This window comes from Bacillus cereus group sp. MYBK5-2 (genome assembly GCF_051915685.1).
Classification (GTDB): domain Bacteria; phylum Bacillota; class Bacilli; order Bacillales; family Bacillaceae_G; genus Bacillus_A; species Bacillus_A cereus.
The window spans coordinates 1-18475 of the sequence record NZ_JBQAFE010000003.1 but is presented as its reverse complement, the minus strand read 5'-3'; the positions used below and the strand labels follow the sequence as shown (position 1 = coordinate 18475).

Below are 18475 nucleotides of genomic sequence, written 5' to 3'. Positions count from 1 at the left end.
TGGTCACCCTCTCTTTTTACTAACAGCTACTCCATCACCAATTGGGAAAATCGTTGTATCATATCCTTCATGATTCATAAGCCACTCATTGTACGTCTTAATACGACGGATTAAACCACGTGTACGTCTGTTTTCAATTTTCTCTTTTGTCGTTACAAGACCGTGGTACATAACATTATCTGAAATAATTACTCCACCAGGATTTAATAACGGTTCATATAAGTCAAAAAAGCGACGATACTGTCCTTTTGCTGCATCAATAAAAATAACGTCAAATGTCCCGTGTTCTTTTACTTGTTCACCTGTCTCTAACGCATCACCGTAAATAACTGAAATACGATCTGTTACTGGGGAACGTTCTATATATTCAAGTGCTTTTTCATATCGCTCACGATTGCGCTCAACTGTCACAATACGTGAATTTGGAATAGCTTGCATCATACGAATACTAGAATAACCGATTGCTGTTCCAAGTTCTAAAATGCTTTTCGGTCCAATTAAACGTAAAAATTGCAGCATAAATTCCATTCCAAGTCGATCCATAATCGGCACATGATTTTCTGTTGCATATTCTTCCATTTCAAGAATTAATTTATCTTTCGGATCAATAAATGATAATAGGTACTCGTTAACTGCATCCTCCATAAATGGTCCTCCTTATTTACATGGAGAAGTGCCTCTATGACGTCTTTTCACACATAGAATGCAATAAAAATACAAGCCAGCTTTACCCTTAGCTTGTACGTCCCGTTTTGATATTAAAAACGATTCTTCTGCCAGTTTTTAACCCGATATATTTTACCACAAAAAAGAGGGATGTGCGACTTTTTTCGCTATCCCTCCCCATTTCACTGTTTTTTCGTAATGTATTTTTGCTTTAATGCATTATGCTCTTCTAATGTTTTCGCATAATACACTTCACCACTTGGTGCAGCTAAGAAATAATAATAATCTGTTTGCGCAGGTTCTAACGCAGCTTCCACTGAATGTTTACCAGAGTTTGCGATCGGCCCTACCGGCAATCCTTTTACAACATACGTATTATACGGTGAGTTGACCTTTAAATCTTCGTATAATACACGTTGTTTATGCTTTCCAAGTGCATATAATACCGTTGGATCCGTTTGAAGCGGCATACCTTTTGTTAAACGATTATAAAAGACACTAGAGATCTTTTGACGATCTGTAAAACCAGTTGCCTCTTCTTCAATAAGTGAAGATAATGTTAAAAGCTGATGAACATCCCAATTCTTCGCTTTCATTTTCGCCTCATTTTGAACAATGATTGCATTTGTTTTCTCAAGCATTGGAATTACAATTTCTTCTAACGTTGTATCTTTCTTATAAAACGAATACGTTGCAGGATATAAATAACCTTCTAATGGGTATTTAATATTACTATCAAAGATTTTATCCGTTAATAACTTCGGATACTTTTGCTGCATTTTTTGAATAAATGCTTTATCGTTTAATTGACGCGTAACATCATCTTTATTCCACTTTAGTTCTGTCGCAATCGTTTCTGCAATTTCAGTTACTTGCGCCCCTTCTTTAATCGTCACTTTATAAAGAGCTGGACGATGCACGTTGCCAGATGACATTTGTTCGATAACATCTTCAGCATTCATTGAAGGATTTAATAAATATGTACCTGCTTGTAAACTTTTCGATTTAGCCTTTGTATAAAAACTAAAAACTGTACCGTTTTTTACAGCGCCTTTTTCTTCTAAAATTTCTCCAATTTTACTTGTAGATGATCCTTTCGGAATTTCTACTTCAATCTCTTTTTTATTCCCGCTATCAACTGGTCCTAATGCGGATGAAATATACGCATAGACTGAACCACAAACTAAAAGCAGTGCAATAATCGAAAATAAAAAGATGCGTCTACGCTTCTTTTTCACTTGATTCTCTATCAAAACATTTCCTCCTTACTTAATTGTAGACCGTATGTACACTTTTCTATACAGCACGATGTAAAAACGCAACAAATTCACTTATCTTTTTTAATTGACAATTTATTTTTCTACAATCCGTCTCATTATACTACAAAGACTTACACAGTTTCGACAAAAAATCTTTCATTTTACATATAAATACAAAAAAAGATGGACTGTATATCGTCCATCTTTTCAGTACTTATTATTCAGCTTCTTGCTCATCAGCTAGAGTGTTAAACATTTCTTGTACCATTTCCCACTCTTCTTCAGATTCGATTGGAAGTAAAGTTCCGCCCTCTTCTTCATTTTGCTCATAAGCCATTGCATCATAAATTTGGTCTCCATCTTCGTCTACTTCACCGATTGGAGAGAAGACTACGTATGATTTTTTGCCAAATTTTTCAGCGTCAAAAGTGAAAATAATTTCACATAAATGTTCGTTACCTTTTTCGTCTACAATTGTAATTTGATTTTCTTCCATTTTGGTCACCTCTTATTTACTATCTAAAAATCCTTGTAAGATTACGACTGCAGCCATCTTATCAATTACTTGCTTTCGCTTCTTACGGCTTACATCGGCTGAAATGAGTAGACGTTCCGCTGCCATCGTTGACAAACGCTCGTCCCACATTACAACGTCTAATTGTAACAGCTCTCGTAGGTTTTCTGCAAATTGTTGGCACGCTTCACCACGTGGGCCAATTGTACCATTCATATTTTTAGGTAAACCTACTACTATTTTGTCCACATTGTACTGCTTTACTAACTCAGAAATACGATCAAAACCAAAGTGACCTCGTTCTTCGTTAATCTTAATTGTTTCTAATCCTTGTGCTGTCCAGCCCATTTCGTCGCTAATTGCAACTCCGACTGTTTTTGTACCTACATCTAAACCTAATATCCGCATAAACTACTCCTCACGATGATGTTTCAAGTAAGACTTCACAAGCTCTTCAATTAACTCATCACGTTCAAGCTTGCGAATGATGCTACGTGCATCTTTATGGCGAGGTATGTATGCTGGGTCTCCACTTAATAAATAACCGACGATTTGGTTAATCGGATTATAGCCTTTTTCTTGAAGTGCATCATACACAGTTAAAAGTACATCATTTACATGGACACTCTGTTTTTCATCTTGAATGCTAAACTTCATTGTTTTATCAAAACCGTCCATTTCAAGCACCTCACTTATATAGTAAGTATAGGGAGAAGAACTTCTCCTCTCCCTACCATTGTACACTACTATCTCTTTATTTTGAAACAGATTTAACGTACTCTTGTACAAATGCTAAAGCTTCTTCGACTTGAGCTGGGTTTTTACCGCCTGCTTGTGCCATATCAGGACGGCCACCACCGCCACCGCCGCAACGAGAAGCTACTTCTTTCACAAGTTTACCAGCATGGTAACCTTGGCTAATTAAGTCTTTCGTTACACCTGCTAGGATGTTTACTTTATCGTCATTAACAGACGCTAATACAACAACTGCTGACTCTAATTTATTTTTCAGATCATCCATCATCGTACGTAAGTTGTTCATATCTGCAACATTTACTTTCGCTGCTAATACATTCACACCATCAACTGTCATTACAGAATCAGTTAAGTTTCCAGCTTCGATATTGCTTAATTTTGCAGCAAGAGATTCATTTTCTTTTTGCAGTTGTTTCACTTCAGCAAATAGACCATCAACTCTTGTTAAAATATCTTTCGGATTTGTTTTCATTTTTCCTGCTGCTTCTTTTAATAAACCTACTTGATCGTTCATTAATTCGTATGCAGACTTACCAGTTACTGCTTCAATACGACGAGTTCCTGCACCAATACCAGACTCAGCAACGATTTTGAAAATACCGATAGAAGCTGTATTATCAACGTGACAACCACCACAAAGCTCTAAGCTGTAATCGCCAACTTGTACAACGCGTACAACATCTCCGTATTTTTCACCGAATAATGCCATTGCGCCCATTTCTTTCGCTTCTTCGATTGCTTTTTGAGAAATCTCAACATCAATACTTTCCCAAATTTTTTCGTTTACCATACGCTCAATTTTTTCTAATTCGTCAGCTTGTACTTGACCGAAGTGAGAGAAGTCAAAACGTAGACGTTCAGAAGTTACAAGAGAACCTGCTTGGTTAACGTGTGTTCCAAGTACGTCTTTTAATGCTTGGTGTAGTAAGTGAGTTGCTGTATGATTTTTTACAACGCTACTACGGTTTTTCGTATCGATAATAGCTTTTACAGCCGCATCTTTCGTTAATGTACCTTCTTCAACAACAACTTTATGCAAGTTTTGGCCGTTTGGTGCTTTTTGTACGTCTTTTACAAGAACTTTCACACCATCTGCAAGAAGGTAACCACGGTCTGCAATTTGTCCACCACTCTCAGCATAGAATGGTGTTACATCAAGAATTAACTGTCCTTCTTCACCAGCTTGTAAGCTGTCTGTGTATTCGCCGTTTTTCACAAGTGCAACAACGTTACTTTCTGTTGCAACTGTACCGTAACCAACGAATTCGCTCGCTACTTTAATTTCTCCAAGGACACCACCTTGAACTTGCATAGAATCAACGTCTTGACGAGCAGCACGTGCACGCTCACGTTGTTTTTCCATTTCATTTTCAAAACCTTCATGATCAACTGTCATGCCAGCTTCTTCTGCATATTCTTCTGTTAATTCAATTGGGAAACCGTATGTGTCATATAGACGGAACGCATCTACTCCAGAAATAACAGTTGTTTTTTCTTCTTTTGCTTTTGCAATTACTTCAGCTAAAATCGCTTCACCATCATGAAGTGTTTCATGGAAACGCTCTTCTTCGTTCTTCACAACTTTCGCAATGAAATCTTTCTTTTCAAGTACTTCTGGATAGAAGTCTTTCATTACTTCTCCAACAACCGGTACTAATTCAAACATAAATGGACGGTTGATGTTTAATTTCTTCGAATAACGAACAGCGCGGCGTAATAAACGACGTAATACATAACCACGGCCTTCGTTAGATGGAAGAGCACCGTCACCAACAGCGAATGTTACTGTACGGATATGGTCAGCAATTACTTTGAATGCCATATCTTTTTCTAAATCGCCATTACGATATTTTTCACCAGAAATTGTTTCTGTTGCACCAATCATCGGCATGAATAGGTCTGTATCAAAGTTCGTAGGTACATCTTGAACGATAGATGTCATACGCTCTAGACCCATCCCTGTATCAATGTTTTTCTTAGGAAGTGGTGTATATGAACCGTCTGGATTATGGTTAAATTGAGAGAATACAAGGTTCCATACTTCTAAGTAACGCTCGTTTTCTCCGCCTGGATATAATTCTGGGTCACTAAAGTCATTACCGTAAGCTTCTCCGCGGTCATAGAAAATCTCTGTATTCGGTCCACTTGGCCCTTCACCGATATCCCAGAAGTTTTCTTCTAAGCGGATAATACGCTCTTTTGGAACGCCCATTTTCTCATTCCAAATTGTGAATGCTTCTTCATCTTCTGGATGGATTGTAACTGATAGTAATTCTTTATCGAATCCGATCCATTTGTCGCTCGTTAAGAATTCCCAAGCCCATGTAATTGCTTCTTCTTTGAAGTAATCACCAATTGAGAAGTTTCCTAACATTTCAAAGAATGTATGGTGACGAGCTGTTTTCCCTACGTTTTCAATATCGTTTGTACGAATTGATTTTTGAGCATTTGTAATACGTGGATTTTGTGGGATTACACGTCCATCAAAATATTTTTTTAATGTAGCTACACCACTATTAATCCATAGAAGAGATGGATCTTCATGTGGAACTAGTGATGCACTAGGTTCTACTGCATGTCCTTTTTCTTGGAAAAAGTCTAAAAACATTTGACGAATTTGTGCGCCTGTTAGTTGTTTCATTGTATTTTCCTCCTTAAATATAAAAAACTCCCGTCCCTATAAAAGGGACGAGAGTTAACTCGCGATACCACCCTAATTATGAATTGATTACAATAACAATCAATTCATCACCTCATGGTGCCGTAACGTGGCAAGACGGCAGTGATTAGCTGCTCTCAGGATTAGCTTTCTGTTACCCTTCATTTAAAGCTTCTTTCAGCCATATGGAAGCTTCTCTCTATAAATGGACTGTAACGTACTTGTTCCGTCATTGATTTAATGTATTATATGACTAAATATAATAGAATTCTCTTAAGTTTGTCAATGTAGATAATCATTTATATTGTATTAATTGCTTATTAATCATAGGTATTCTACTATTCATTCTTAACAGCCTTTTCATATATTATGCGTTTATTAACAAATCGGAATCTCCTTATAAGAATGATTTATAAAAATTTCTAAATATTACTTTTTTGCTATAATTAAATTATTGTTAATAAAATAAAGGAGCGATCACAATGACAACCTTACTTAGCAAAGCTAAAAACATATTAGCGACTGACGAAACGATATTATTTTACGCAGCATGTTCATTAGACATATTTATTTATCGTTCCGTCGCAAGGCCAGGATTGCTAATTTTAACGAACAAAAGACTATTCTTTTATGGGCCAGATGTAAGTAAGAATCCAATATTTGAAGAGTACTCTTTCGCAAAAATTTCTAATCTAAAAGAACAAAAGCGTCTTTTCAACAATCAAATTATATTTATGTATGATAACGAATGGAAAAAAATAAAACATATTCAAACAAATGATGTGAGCTCCCTCGTTCAAAAAATACACGAGCAACTTTCTAAATAAATATATGATTAGCCCTCTATTTCTTACATAGAGGGCTTCTATACTTACACATCTTCTTTTTTCAAGAGCGGTCTCACATGAACAATGACAGTACGAATAACTGCTAAAATCGGAACCGATATTAGCAATCCTACAATCCCAGCTACCTCTCCCCCAACTAGTAAGGCAAGCATAATAATAACGGGATGCATACGAAGTGACTTACCAACGATGTAAGGCGATAAAATGTTACTCTCCACAAATTGCAAAATCGCAATCGTGATCCCCGCCTTAATAAGTAAACTCGTTGATACTGTTGCTGCAATCATTAACGTCGGGATCGCTCCTAAAATAGGACCGAAGTATGGGATTATATCCGTTACCCCAATAATAATGCCAAGCAATAATGGATATTTCATACCGATAAACCAAAAAGAAAGAGCTGATACTCCCCCTAATACTAAACAAACAAATAACTGTCCTCGAATATAGCTTCCAAGTGACTTATCAATTTCTTTCGCAAGCATTTGCCCCGTACCTCGCCATTTACTTGGGACTAGTTTCCAAAAGATATGATAAAACTCACCATAATCTTTTAATATGTAAAATACAATGAACGGTATTAAGAAAATAATGAGCAATGAATCGAGTACACCACGAGCTGTACTCATCACTTTATTTAAAAGCGCTTGAATCTTCGTTTCCACACCCACAAAAAGTTGTTTCACCTTTTCATGAATGAACGAAGGGAAATTCGCTGTTTGTTCTGTAACGCCATCCATCCACGAATCGTACATCTTTGTAAACTGGGGAAATTGTTCATTAATCTCTTGTAACTGTTTAATAACGACTGGTGTTCCTTTATAAATCCCATAACCAATTCCGCCAAAGAAAAGGATATAAATGAGCAAAATGGCAAGTGTACGGGGCATCCCTTCCTTATGAATTTTTTCAATTAAAGGGTGCAATAAATACGCAATAAAACACGCGATAAGAAACGGCGTGATTGCCACTTTAAATACAAAAATAATCGGTGCCCATAGCGGCTTAATTTTTAAAAAGACGAGCAGACAAAGAAAAACAAGTAACAATAATCCTAAACGATATATCCAAATGATTTTAAGATTCTTCATATGAAAAACCTCCTCCACCTTTATTTTGAAAATAAATGGGGTAGGTTATGTGCGAAACTTTTAAAATCTTTTCATACGGACCATACTGTTTTTTAAAGACGTACATATAAATAACATAACAAGGACAACCACCCCTGAGAATACAGCATGAATTAATATAATCAGGAGGGCTAATTATGGTTTTGTTTATGCTTGGATTATCAGCACTTTTTATGATTCTTGAATGGATTTGTATCGGGTTCGGTATTTGGAAGGGGTTCTTTATTCATTCCTCACGTAAAGAAAAAGCGAAGCAATTATGGCAGTATGGAATACTTGGCGTTGGCTGCTACGGTCTATCTTATCTTTTCTCAGAGATCGGACTTTTTTATTTGCATATGGGTGCATAAAAAAACTCCCTTGTCTACAAGGGAGTTTTTCAATTTATCGAAATGATTATAAGTAAGACTTAATCATCTTACGTGCTTTTTTCATATTGCGTTTTGAAAATACATCTTGTTTACGAGCATATTGATATGCTGCAGCTCCAACACCTAATGCGATTAATGAATTGCGTAGATTCAAAGTAAATCCCCCTTTTCGTTATCCGATCGTTCTTTCATTCTCATCAAATAAATCATCAAGAGAGCTTAATGAACCGTCTTCCTCAACTTGATGTGTATGGATTTTCCCCTTTGAAACCGATAATTCGATATAACAATTCCAGCAATAAAATTGGTTGACACCTATTTTTCCAATGTCTTTCCCTTTGCAATTTGGACAAATGAACATATGGCTTTCATCTCCTTACAGTCTCCCAGATTCTATTCGCCATTATGTCCAAACTGCATTCATTTATACATTACTGGAGCCTTTCAACGCTATGCGTTTGAAAGTTTCACTATATAATTTCACCTTGTTACATGAAATCATACGGTGAAATGTTTTCCACGTCCATTTCCTCGCCATTAACTGTGACCATCTGTACTTCTCCTTGTGATTCTTGCAAGCGACTAGCTAAAGTTGTTTGACGCATTGCATCATCAAGGCGATTTACACCAGATTGGAAAGCTGCTTCCTCCCCGCAAATAATAAGGAACTTCTTACTTCTTGTAATACCCGTGTAAATTAAATTACGACGTAACATACGGTTGTAACTTTTCACGATTGGCATAATAACAATCGGAAATTCACTACCTTGTGATTTATGAATGGAACAACAATATGCATGCGTAATTTGATTTAAATCGGGCTTCGTATACGTTACCTCAATTCCATCAAATGAAACGATAATCATATCTTGTTGCTCAACGTTCTCTTTTGCATAAAACACCGAAACAATTTCCCCAATATCACCATTAAACACTTGGCTCTCCGGCTGATTCACGAGTTGCAGTACTTTATCGCCTCTTCGGTACACAACATCGCCGTAAGCAATTTCTTTACTCTTTTCCCTCTTCGGATTAAATACTTGTTGCAGCGCTTCGTTTAATACATTAATACCAGCAGGCCCGCGGTACATCGGTGCTAATACTTGAACATCCCTTGCACTAAAGCCTTTTGTTTTAGCATTTTCGCAAACTTTTTTCACAACCTCAACAATTTGAGCCCCTGTACAGCTGATAAACGAACGATCTTTTTTATTTTGCGCTAAATCTGGCGGGAGTGTGCCGTCTTTGATCGCATGGGCAAGTTGAATAACAGATGAGCCTTCTGCTTGACGATAAATTTCAGTAAGCTTCACTGTCGGAACTGCGCCTGCATTTAATAAATCTTTTAATACTTGTCCAGGTCCTACAGATGGCAACTGATCTTCATCACCTACAACGATAACTTGAATATTCGTCGGCAACGACTTAAATAGCTGATTTGCAAGCCAAATATCAACCATTGAAAATTCATCGATAATAAGGAGCTTACCTTGGACAGGATCCGTTTCATTACGCTGGAAAGATCCTTCTGGCGTCCAACCAAGTAAACGGTGAATTGTGCAAGCTGGAAGTCCTGTCGATTCACTCATCCGCTTCGCTGCTCTTCCTGTTGGAGCTGTTAATAGTATTGGAAATGGATTATCATCACTGTATTCATTCGGATTTAACGATAATCCGTGAAGTGACGCATACATTTCAACAATCCCTTTAATAACTGTTGTTTTCCCTGTTCCTGGTCCACCTGTCAATAACATCATCGGTTTATGAAGTGCCGTTTGAATTGCTTCTTGCTGAAACGGTGCATATTGTACGTTCAGTTGTTCTTCAATTTCACCTAACGTTTTTAACACTTCCGCTTCTGGAAATGAAGGTGTTTCTTCTTGATTCATAAGCCTGCGAATAGACTTTACAACACCTTTTTCAGAGTAGAATAACGTCGCTAAATACACTCGTTCTTCTTCTATGATGACTTTCCCTTCACTTTGCATCGTTTCAATACAACCTATAATATCTTCCTCAGTCACTCTTCCTTCTTGATTGTTTAAAAGTGACATCGTTTCTCTTACAAGTTGATCTTTCCTCATATAAACATGACCAAGTTGTAATGAGACATTCTCTAATGTGTAAAAACATCCCGCTCGTACACGGTCGTCATGATTACCCGATATCCCTAACGCACGCCCTATATCATCCGCTCTTCCAAAACCAATCCCGTCCACTTCTTCAATAAGTTGATACGGATTATTACGAATCACTTCTAATGTCATCTCTTTATATTGCTGGTAAATCTTAATAGAAAGTTTCGTTCCAAAACCGTAGCCATTTAAAAAGCTCATTACTTTCTCTAATCCTTGATGTTCAACAATTGTCTCATATATTTCCTGAGCCTTTTGTTTATTAACAACACCATTTAATGCCTCAGGGTCATCCATAATTTTAGAAATAGCATGTTCTCCGAGATGGTCCACAATTTTTTCAGCTGTACGCTTTCCTATCCCTTTAAATAAATCACTCGCTAAATATTGCACCATACCTGCTTTTGTTTGCGGCAATTCTTTTTTAAATGTTTCAACCATATATTGTTTTCCATACTTTGGATGGTCCTTAAAATGACCAGTCAATGTAAACACTTCATCTTCATGCATGCGGGGAAAATGACCGTTTATCATTACTTTCTTTTCGTCATACGTTTCATTCGTTTCAATGACTTTCATACTGACAACGGAATAGAGGTTTTCTTCGTTGTGGAAAATGGTATGAAGAACTTGCGCTTTTATAAACTTTTTCTCTTCCTCAAACAAATCCATTGCATGTTGATTTCCCATCTTTCCTCTCCTTTCCGATATTTTCACTTTAATGAGCAGTACATCCCCCACCTTTTTAGATGAGGGATAACTACCCATTAAACTATATTTTTATCTTATTCAGCTTCTTGCTCTAATAAACGAACGCCATTACCCGCTAAAAAGTGATCTGGCTGAATTTCAGTTGCTTTCTTAAATAAAGCGAGAGCCTTCTCATTATTTTCCTCAAATACGTACGCAACACCTAAATTGTAATACGCATCTGCATGCTCTTCATCCATTTCTAATACCTTTTCAAAATAAGGTTTCGCCTCTTGAACATGTTCTAATCGCGCGAAGCAAAGTCCGCACTGGAATACAGCTTCTACATCGTTTTCATCTAATTCTGTTGCTCTTTGTAAGAATGGTAGTGCAAGACGATCATTTCCAAGCTGTACATGTGTGATACCTAACATAAATGTTACATCAGCTGATTGTAATCCAGCTTGCATTGCTTGTTCAAATACAGCTTTCGCCTCAGTAAATTGCTCTTGGCCATAATATACATTTCCTAAACCATAATAGGCAGCTGCAGATTTATCATCTAACTCTAGTGCGCGTTTATAAAATAAAATCGCTCGCTCGCTATCACCTAATACGTCTAATAAATTTGCAAAATTAATGTATCCAAGCGCATCTTTCGGATTTTCTTCGATTGCTTCTGTAAAATTTTTAGCTGCTTCTTCCCAGTTTCCTTCTTGCATATATTGAATACCTGTTTCAAGTTTGTTTGACATGTCCTTCACCTCTACAACAAATTATAACAAAGAATGTATTTTCCAAGCGAACGAAAATTCGCTTTATGTAAAAGAAACCTCTAACCGCTAATCGGCAGAGGCTTCTCGTTTATCCTAAATAATCCAATTTCTTACCACTACGGTATACTTCATCAATTGTAGCACCGCCTAAGCACTCATCTCCATCATAGAAAACGACTGCTTGTCCTGGTGTAATTGCACGAATTGGCTCATCACAAAGAATACGAACTGTATTTTCATCAACGATTTGAACCGTTACTTTATTGTCTTCTTGACGATAACGGAATTTCGCCGTGCACTTAAATTCTGTTTCTTTTTCTTTGTTACTTACCCATCCTACATTCGTAGCAATAACTTCATCACCATATAGAAGTTCGTTATGGAATCCTTGATCAACATATAAAATGTTTTCTTTTAGATTTTTCCCAACAGCAAACCATGGATCACCATTACCACCAATTCCAAGGCCATGACGTTGTCCAATTGTATAATACATTAAACCGTCATGCTTCCCTTTCACTTCACCAGATAATGTTTGCATTACACCTGGTTGTGCCGGTAAGTAGTTACTTAAGAAATCTTTAAAGTTACGCTCACCAATGAAGCAAATACCTGTACTATCTTTTTTCGCCGCTGTCGCTAAGCCAGCTTCTTTCGCCATTTCACGAATTTGCGGTTTCTTTAATTCACCTAACGGGAACATTGTTTTTGATAATTGCTCTTGGCTTAATTGATTTAAGAAATACGTTTGATCTTTATTGTCATCAACGCCGCGAAGCATTTTATATTCGCCGTCCATATAAGCAACGCGTGCATAATGGCCTGTTGCCACATAATCCGCACCAAGCGCAATTGCATGCTCTAAAAATGCTTTAAATTTAATTTCTTTATTACACATTACATCTGGGTTTGGTGTACGACCAGCTCGATACTCATCTAAGAAGTACGTAAATACTTTATCCCAGTATTGTTTTTCAAAGTTTACTGCATAATACGGAATACCAATTTGGTTACACACTTCAATTACATCATTGTAATCTTCTGTTGCTGTGCAGACACCATTCTCATCTGTATCATCCCAGTTTTTCATAAAAATTCCGATTACATCATAACCTTGCTCTTTTAATAAAAGTGCTGCTACAGATGAATCGACGCCACCGGACATTCCGATGACAACGCGTGTTTCGTGAGGTAGTTTGTTCATCATGTCACCTCCCATGCTAATTTTGTGTTAATCGCTTCACGATTTTCACTGTTTCGTACGCTGCTTTTTCAATTTGCTCTTTCGTATTTCCAAGTCCAAAACTAAAGCGTACGGATGAACGTATTTGATCGGAGTCTTTTCCAAACATTGCTACTAATACATGTGATGGATCAATCGAACCAGCTGTACAAGCAGAACCGCTTGATACTGCAATGCCAGCAAGGTCTAAGTTCACAAGAAATGGTTCAATGTTCATTCCTGTAAAACTTACATTAAGTACATGCGGTAAGCGATGTTCTAAGTTTCCGTTTACCTCGAAAGTAATGCCTTCATTTTTGAAGACAGATACCATTATATCTTTAAACTCTTCATATTGGGCATTTTTTTGCTCACGAGTTTTTTCAGCTATAAGAATTGCATGCTGAAGCCCAGCAATACTAGGCACATTTTCCGTACCAGCACGGCGTTTTCTTTCTTGCTCTCCGCCTATTAATAACGGTTCAAATTTCACATTTGCACCAGCGTATAAGAACCCTACACCTTTTGGCCCATTAATTTTATGAGCTGAAATTGATAATAAATCAATTCCAAACTCTTTCACATTAATTTCTACTAAACCGTAAGCTTGTACCGCATCTGTATGGAAATAAGCTTGATGATCTTTTAGCAGCTTTCCTATTTCCACAATTGGTTGCATTGTCCCTACTTCATTATTCCCAAACATAACAGATACAAGAATCGTCTCTTCTGTTAATGCCTTTTGTATGTCAGAAGCTTGAATGCGCCCTGTTTCATCGACAGGTAAATATGTTACTTCAAACCCTTCACGCTCTAACAATTCGCACGTATGCAAAATCGCATGATGTTCAATTTGCGTCGTTATTATGTGGTTACCTTTATGGCGGTTCGCACGTGCTACACCTATAAGCGCTAAATTATCAGCTTCTGTACCACCGCTCGTAAATATAATTTCATTCGGATTCGCATGAATGCTGCGTGCACACACTCGTCTCGCCTCATCTACTGTGTGACGAGTTTGACGTCCATAAAAGTGAATACTAGACGGGTTCCCGAATATTTCTGTCATATATGGAATCATCTTTTCGACCACTTCTGGGTGAGTCGGAGATGTCGCAGCATGATCTAAGTAAATGCGTTCCATTAAATCTCCTTCTTTCCAAATCGTTTCACAAGGAATTAAATGTAAAACATATAGCCCCCGTGATTTTCTTCCTCATAACGTACTAAATCTTCTAACGTTGTACTATCTAACACTTCTTGCACCGCATCACGAACACGCATCCATAACTGGCGCTGTGCTGGCTCTTCTTCTTCTATCATTTCTACAACACTAATCGGTCCCTCTAATACACGGATTACATCCCCAGCTGTAATGTTAGCCGGTTGATCAGATAATACATATCCGCCGTATGCCCCGCGCGTACTCTTTACAAGACGAGCGTTACGAAGTGGTGAAATTAATTGCTCTAAGTAATGCTCGGATAAGTCATGCGCCTGCGCAATTGATTTTAATGAAATCGGACCTTCACCAAACTTTTTTGCAAGATCAATCATAATTGTTAAGCCATAGCGGCCTTTTGTTGAAATCTTCATCTATTTTGCACCTCTTTTCAAATTTTCACTTCTATTGGTTATATCTTATTTATAAAAAGAACACAATTTAAAATCCTATGAAATTATAGCATAATATAGTATTATAAGAAATTTCAACTTGTGTATCAAAATGATAACATAAAATCACATTGAAAAACTCGGAAATTATTACAATTGAAAGAAAAATGAAAATATTACCCTTCATTTTTCCCATAAAACAGCATCCTATTTCAAATTCCGTAGAAAAAAATGATACGATAGAACGAGATTATATATTAAGGGAGACGGTCCAAATGAAACAACCACTCGCACATCGAATGCGCCCTACAAATATTCAAGAAATTATTGGGCAACAACATTTAGTTGGTGAAGGAAAGATTTTATGGCGAATGGTCCAAGCCAATCATTTTCAATCTATGATTTTATACGGTCCTCCAGGTACAGGAAAAACATCCATTGCCAGTGCAATTGCAGGAAGTACCGGTACCCCGTTTCGTCTATTGAACGCTGTTACTCACAATAAAAAAGATATGGAAGTTGTCGTACAAGAAGCGAAGATGCATCGACACCTCGTTTTAATTTTAGATGAAGTTCACCGTCTAGATAAAGCAAAGCAAGACTTTCTATTACCTCACTTAGAAAGCGGACTTCTTACTTTAATTGGTGCTACGACAAGCAATCCATTCCATGCAATAAACTCCGCTATTCGAAGCAGGTGTCAAATTTTCGAATTACACGCACTAACAGAAGAAGATATTTTAATTGGGTTAAAAAGAGCTTTAGAAGATAAAGAAAAAGGCCTTGGAGAATATGCAGTAACGGTAACAGATGAAGCACTACATCACTTTGCAAACGCCTCTGGTGGTGATATGCGTTCCGCTTATAACGCACTTGAGCTTGCTGTATTATCTAGCTTTACTACAGACGATCAAGCGGCTGAAATCACACTCGAGATTGCAGAAGAATGCTTACAAAAGAAGAGCTTCGTCCACGACAAAGGCGGCGATGCTCATTATGATGTATTATCAGCATTTCAAAAATCAGTGCGCGGAAGTGATGTAAATGCAGCACTCCATTATTTAGCACGCCTTATTGAAGCAGGTGATTTACAAAGCATTGGCAGACGCCTTCTTATTATGGCTTATGAAGATATTGGACTTGCTAGCCCACAAGCTGGACCACGTACACTAGCTGCAATTGAATCAGCTGAACGAGTTGGATTCCCAGAAGCACGCATCCCACTTGCAAATGCCGTTATCGAGCTATGCTTATCACCAAAATCAAATTCAGCTTATAAAGCACTTGATGCTGCATTACACGATTTACGCAACGGTCAAACAGGTGACATTCCAAGCCATTTAAAAGATAGTCATTACAAAGGCGCAGAATCACTTGGAAGAGGCATTGGATATTTATATCCGCACGACCATCCAAACGGCTGGGTAAGGCAACAATACTTACCTGATAAAATAAAAAGCAAGCAATATTATAAACCGAAAACGACAGGAAAATTTGAGCAAGCACTTTCTACTGTTTATGAAAGATTACAAACTTCGAATAAAACGAAAAATAAAGGGTAACATAAACGAAAACGTCACCATTATGGAGGCTTCGCTTATGAAAACACGTCAAGATGCATGGACAAAAGAAGATGATCTCCTTTTAGCAGAAACTGTTTTGCGACATATTCGCAGCGGAAGTACACAAATAAAAGCGTTTGATGAAGTTGGCGACGCTTTAAACCGCACTTCCGCAGCTTGCGGCTTTAGATGGAATGCTGAAGTAAGACCGAATTACGAAGATGCGGTGCAGCTTGCAAAAAAACAACGTAAAGAATTAAAACGTTCTGAAGCTAATATAGAAAAAGATCGGTTCACGAAAACGAAACAACTCGTAATTGACGCCGATTTTTCAGAAGATATTACGTCAAGTAAACAAGATCTTACAATGCAAAATGTCATTTCATTTTTACAAAATTTAGAACATAACAATCCTTCACTTGCAAAGTTGCAAACTGAAAATGATGTATTACAAGCTCAACTCACCTCTCTGCAAAAAACGAATCATGAACTTGAAACGAAATTAGCAGTACTCACAAAAAAACAACAAGCAATCGAAGAAGATTACGCGATGCTTGTTCGAATTATGGATCGTGCTCGAAAACTTGTTTCAGTCGAAGAGCAAGAAGAGCAAATTGCCCCGATTTTCAAAACCGATCAAAATGGGAATTTAGATATTATTTATTCTGCAGAGAATTAAAAACAGGGATGTCACTTTTTTAACTGAGTGACATCCCTGTTTGTTTTCCGTGAACCATATATAGATATCGGTAAATGAAATTATATTAACGGTTTTTCGAATATATCTATCACAACTTGCAATATATCAACGATTTTTCAAATATATCTATCACAACTTACAATATATCAACGATTTTTCAAATTTATCTATCACAACTTATAATATATCAACGATTCAATAAAGGATATCGATTTAACGACAAAGATTGACAATAACATTCCTCCTTGTCATACAAGGAAACTCCTAAAACGGATTAGATATTTTTTACTAAAATGTTATTATAAACATATACCTTTAAAGGGAGATGGTTGCTATTTCATTAATAATCTTCAAAATAACTCTTGGCCTTCTCGTCCTAACTTTAGCTCTTTTCACCATTAACAGTCTAAAAAAGACATCCGCCTATAAATCAGATAAATACGATTATTGCTTACTAACCTTACTTACATTTGAACTAGTAGTGATGCAAATATTCATATTTCTTTAATACATATAAAAAAGCATATATCCAAAATGGATATATGCTTTTCTTTTATTCTTGCCCTACACGTTTCACTTCTACGTTTTTAATGCGTTCACGTACAACGTGACTTGCCATAATTAAGCCTGCCACAGATGGTACGAATGCATTTGATGAAGGCGGTAATTTCGCCTTACGAATTTTTGCATTCTCGTCTGGTACAATTTCTTTACGTACTTCTTCACGAATTACGATTGGGTTTTCGTCAGAGAAGACAACTTTTACACCTTTTTTAATACCCTCTTTACGAAGCTTCGTACGAATGACTTTCGCAATTGGATCTGTATGTGTTTTAGAGATGTCCGCAATACGGAAACGAGTTGGGTCCATTTTATTTGCTGCACCCATACTTGAGATAATTTTAATTTTACGACGTAAACATTGTTTAATTAAATGAATTTTGAACGTAATCGTATCAGATGCATCCACTACGAAGTCTAAACCGTACTTAAAGAACTCTTCATATGTTTCATCTGTATAAAACATTTCTAGTCCAATTACTTCACACTCTGGGTTAATGTCTGCGATACGCTCTTTCATTAATTCTACTTTTGAACGTCCTACAGTAGATACTAAAGCGTGAATTTGACGGTTTACGTTTGTAATATCTACAACGTCTTTATCAACTAATACGAGACGTCCTACGCCAGAACGTGCTAACGCTTCAGCTGCAAAAGAACCTACGCCGCCAATTCCTAAAATACCGACTGTACTATTTTTTAATATTTCAAGTCCTTCTTTACCAAAGGCTAATTCATTACGTGAAAATTGATGTAACATTCAGCTCTACACTCCTATTACAAAAATGGTCTACCATGTATTCTAGCGTTTTTCCGACTATTTGTATAGAAAAAGTTATAGAATTCCTAAAAATACATATTTCGAGAATGAAAACATAGACCAGAATTTTATTTCTTCCTAAATACACGTTTAAAAAGGAGGATTTAGAGAACCGAGCAGATCGAGGCGCTGAAGCCAGGAGGAGCGCAGTGTAGAAATACTACTCGAGCACCGGACTGGCGAAGCAACGAT

At 37.0% G+C, this 18475-nt stretch carries 19 protein-coding genes and 1 other annotated feature; of the genes, 4 read left to right on the top strand and 15 right to left on the bottom strand.

The features are described from left to right. Positions 1 to 3: 3 nt before the first annotated feature. From ACTFP3_RS12340 to alaS, 6 genes are all read right to left on the bottom strand, one after another. Positions 4 to 645 (bottom strand): O-methyltransferase, encoded by a 642-nt coding sequence (locus tag ACTFP3_RS12340; protein ID WP_000389102.1) that lies wholly within the window; start codon positions 643 to 645, stop codon positions 4 to 6. Between the two features lie 203 nt (positions 646 to 848). Then, a complete protein-coding gene (mltG, locus tag ACTFP3_RS12335) occupies positions 849 to 1919 on the bottom strand; it encodes an endolytic transglycosylase MltG (protein WP_000572139.1) in 1071 nt (356 codons plus the stop codon). 223 nt (positions 1920 to 2142) lie between these two features. Then, complete coding sequence (locus ACTFP3_RS12330; protein ID WP_000392247.1) at positions 2143 to 2421, bottom strand: DUF1292 domain-containing protein; 279 nt, start codon at positions 2419 to 2421, stop codon at positions 2143 to 2145. Between the two features lie 12 nt (positions 2422 to 2433). Further along, a complete protein-coding gene (ruvX, locus tag ACTFP3_RS12325; RefSeq protein ID WP_001221193.1) occupies positions 2434 to 2847 on the bottom strand; it encodes a Holliday junction resolvase RuvX in 414 nt (137 codons plus the stop codon). Positions 2848 to 2850: 3 nt separating this feature from the next. Then, entirely contained in the window at positions 2851 to 3117 is a 267-nt protein-coding gene (locus tag ACTFP3_RS12320) for an IreB family regulatory phosphoprotein (RefSeq protein ID WP_000348590.1), read from the bottom strand. Between the two features lie 76 nt (positions 3118 to 3193). After that, positions 3194 to 5836, bottom strand: coding sequence for an alanine--tRNA ligase (gene alaS / locus ACTFP3_RS12315; protein WP_000811825.1), 2643 nt, complete (start codon positions 5834 to 5836; stop codon positions 3194 to 3196). 40 nt (positions 5837 to 5876) lie between these two features. Then, positions 5877 to 6096 (bottom strand) — a binding site (T-box leader). 240 nt (positions 6097 to 6336) lie between these two features. Between alaS and ACTFP3_RS12310 the strand changes: the two genes are divergently transcribed. Beyond that, complete coding sequence (locus ACTFP3_RS12310) at positions 6337 to 6681, top strand: PH domain-containing protein (RefSeq protein ID WP_000209578.1); 345 nt, start codon at positions 6337 to 6339, stop codon at positions 6679 to 6681. Positions 6682 to 6725: 44 nt separating this feature from the next. Here the strand turns inward: ACTFP3_RS12310 and ACTFP3_RS12305 are convergent, their stop codons facing one another. Next, positions 6726 to 7793, bottom strand: coding sequence for an AI-2E family transporter (locus ACTFP3_RS12305; protein ID WP_000793128.1), 1068 nt, complete (start codon positions 7791 to 7793; stop codon positions 6726 to 6728). Between the two features lie 176 nt (positions 7794 to 7969). On the opposite strand from ACTFP3_RS12305, the gene ACTFP3_RS12300 reads away from it, so the two are divergent. Beyond that, positions 7970 to 8182, top strand: a complete 213-nt coding sequence (locus tag ACTFP3_RS12300; RefSeq protein WP_000242535.1) for a hypothetical protein — start codon at positions 7970 to 7972, stop codon at positions 8180 to 8182. A 46-nt stretch (positions 8183 to 8228) separates the two neighbouring features. On the opposite strand, the gene ACTFP3_RS12295 is transcribed toward ACTFP3_RS12300, so the two are convergent. The 7 genes from ACTFP3_RS12295 to cymR form a co-directional block, all read right to left on the bottom strand. Further along, the gene (locus ACTFP3_RS12295) at positions 8229 to 8357 is read right to left on the bottom strand and encodes a YrzQ family protein (RefSeq protein WP_001053553.1); all 129 of its coding nucleotides are present in this window, start codon (positions 8355 to 8357) and stop codon (positions 8229 to 8231) included. An 18-nt stretch (positions 8358 to 8375) separates the two neighbouring features. Continuing rightward, the gene (locus ACTFP3_RS12290) at positions 8376 to 8564 is read right to left on the bottom strand and encodes a hypothetical protein (protein ID WP_000469281.1); all 189 of its coding nucleotides are present in this window, start codon (positions 8562 to 8564) and stop codon (positions 8376 to 8378) included. A gap of 127 nt (positions 8565 to 8691) precedes the next feature. Further along, a complete protein-coding gene (gene recD2 / locus ACTFP3_RS12285) occupies positions 8692 to 11028 on the bottom strand; it encodes an SF1B family DNA helicase RecD2 (RefSeq protein ID WP_086397231.1) in 2337 nt (778 codons plus the stop codon). Positions 11029 to 11123: 95 nt separating this feature from the next. Continuing rightward, the gene (locus tag ACTFP3_RS12280; RefSeq protein ID WP_000066409.1) at positions 11124 to 11783 is read right to left on the bottom strand and encodes a tetratricopeptide repeat protein; all 660 of its coding nucleotides are present in this window, start codon (positions 11781 to 11783) and stop codon (positions 11124 to 11126) included. Between the two features lie 109 nt (positions 11784 to 11892). Then, the gene (mnmA, locus tag ACTFP3_RS12275) at positions 11893 to 13008 is read right to left on the bottom strand and encodes a tRNA 2-thiouridine(34) synthase MnmA (RefSeq protein ID WP_001038010.1); all 1116 of its coding nucleotides are present in this window, start codon (positions 13006 to 13008) and stop codon (positions 11893 to 11895) included. 16 nt (positions 13009 to 13024) lie between these two features. Beyond that, positions 13025 to 14170, bottom strand: a complete 1146-nt coding sequence (locus tag ACTFP3_RS12270; protein ID WP_049107976.1) for a cysteine desulfurase family protein — start codon at positions 14168 to 14170, stop codon at positions 13025 to 13027. Between the two features lie 35 nt (positions 14171 to 14205). After that, entirely contained in the window at positions 14206 to 14622 is a 417-nt protein-coding gene (cymR, locus tag ACTFP3_RS12265) for a cysteine metabolism transcriptional regulator CymR (RefSeq protein WP_000704116.1), read from the bottom strand. Between the two features lie 293 nt (positions 14623 to 14915). Between cymR and ACTFP3_RS12260 the strand changes: the two genes are divergently transcribed. Both ACTFP3_RS12260 and ACTFP3_RS12255 read left to right on the top strand, forming a co-directional pair. Next, entirely contained in the window at positions 14916 to 16202 is a 1287-nt protein-coding gene (locus ACTFP3_RS12260) for a replication-associated recombination protein A (protein WP_000812943.1), read from the top strand. Positions 16203 to 16239: 37 nt separating this feature from the next. Continuing rightward, a complete protein-coding gene (locus ACTFP3_RS12255; protein ID WP_000857710.1) occupies positions 16240 to 16881 on the top strand; it encodes an RsfA family transcriptional regulator in 642 nt (213 codons plus the stop codon). 574 nt (positions 16882 to 17455) lie between these two features. On the opposite strand, the gene ACTFP3_RS12250 is transcribed toward ACTFP3_RS12255, so the two are convergent. Beyond that, positions 17456 to 18223, bottom strand: a complete 768-nt coding sequence (locus tag ACTFP3_RS12250) for a tRNA threonylcarbamoyladenosine dehydratase (RefSeq protein WP_000903179.1) — start codon at positions 18221 to 18223, stop codon at positions 17456 to 17458. Positions 18224 to 18475 lie beyond the last annotated feature (252 nt).

What these genes read in the sequence shown, in the direction of transcription:
- ACTFP3_RS12270 (WP_049107976.1), bottom strand. Translation starts at nt 14,170, where the DNA reads ATGGAACGCATTTACTTAGATCATGCTGCGACATCTCCGACTCACCCA.
- ACTFP3_RS12250 (WP_000903179.1), bottom strand. Translation starts at nt 18,223, where the DNA reads ATGTTACATCAATTTTCACGTAATGAATTAGCCTTTGGTAAAGAAGGA.
- ACTFP3_RS12300 (WP_000242535.1), top strand. Translation starts at nt 7,970, where the DNA reads ATGGTTTTGTTTATGCTTGGATTATCAGCACTTTTTATGATTCTTGAA.
- ruvX (WP_001221193.1), bottom strand. Translation starts at nt 2,847, where the DNA reads ATGCGGATATTAGGTTTAGATGTAGGTACAAAAACAGTCGGAGTTGCA.
- ACTFP3_RS12290 (WP_000469281.1), bottom strand. Translation starts at nt 8,564, where the DNA reads ATGTTCATTTGTCCAAATTGCAAAGGGAAAGACATTGGAAAAATAGGT.
- cymR (WP_000704116.1), bottom strand. Translation starts at nt 14,622, where the DNA reads ATGAAGATTTCAACAAAAGGCCGCTATGGCTTAACAATTATGATTGAT.
- recD2 (WP_086397231.1), bottom strand. Translation starts at nt 11,028, where the DNA reads ATGGGAAATCAACATGCAATGGATTTGTTTGAGGAAGAGAAAAAGTTT.
- ACTFP3_RS12310 (WP_000209578.1), top strand. Translation starts at nt 6,337, where the DNA reads ATGACAACCTTACTTAGCAAAGCTAAAAACATATTAGCGACTGACGAA.
- mnmA (WP_001038010.1), bottom strand. Translation starts at nt 13,008, where the DNA reads ATGAACAAACTACCTCACGAAACACGCGTTGTCATCGGAATGTCCGGT.
- alaS (WP_000811825.1), bottom strand. Translation starts at nt 5,836, where the DNA reads ATGAAACAACTAACAGGCGCACAAATTCGTCAAATGTTTTTAGACTTT.
- ACTFP3_RS12320 (WP_000348590.1), bottom strand. Translation starts at nt 3,117, where the DNA reads ATGGACGGTTTTGATAAAACAATGAAGTTTAGCATTCAAGATGAAAAA.
- ACTFP3_RS12340 (WP_000389102.1), bottom strand. Translation starts at nt 645, where the DNA reads ATGGAGGATGCAGTTAACGAGTACCTATTATCATTTATTGATCCGAAA.
- ACTFP3_RS12280 (WP_000066409.1), bottom strand. Translation starts at nt 11,783, where the DNA reads ATGTCAAACAAACTTGAAACAGGTATTCAATATATGCAAGAAGGAAAC.
- ACTFP3_RS12255 (WP_000857710.1), top strand. Translation starts at nt 16,240, where the DNA reads ATGAAAACACGTCAAGATGCATGGACAAAAGAAGATGATCTCCTTTTA.
- ACTFP3_RS12305 (WP_000793128.1), bottom strand. Translation starts at nt 7,793, where the DNA reads ATGAAGAATCTTAAAATCATTTGGATATATCGTTTAGGATTATTGTTA.
- ACTFP3_RS12330 (WP_000392247.1), bottom strand. Translation starts at nt 2,421, where the DNA reads ATGGAAGAAAATCAAATTACAATTGTAGACGAAAAAGGTAACGAACAT.
- ACTFP3_RS12260 (WP_000812943.1), top strand. Translation starts at nt 14,916, where the DNA reads ATGAAACAACCACTCGCACATCGAATGCGCCCTACAAATATTCAAGAA.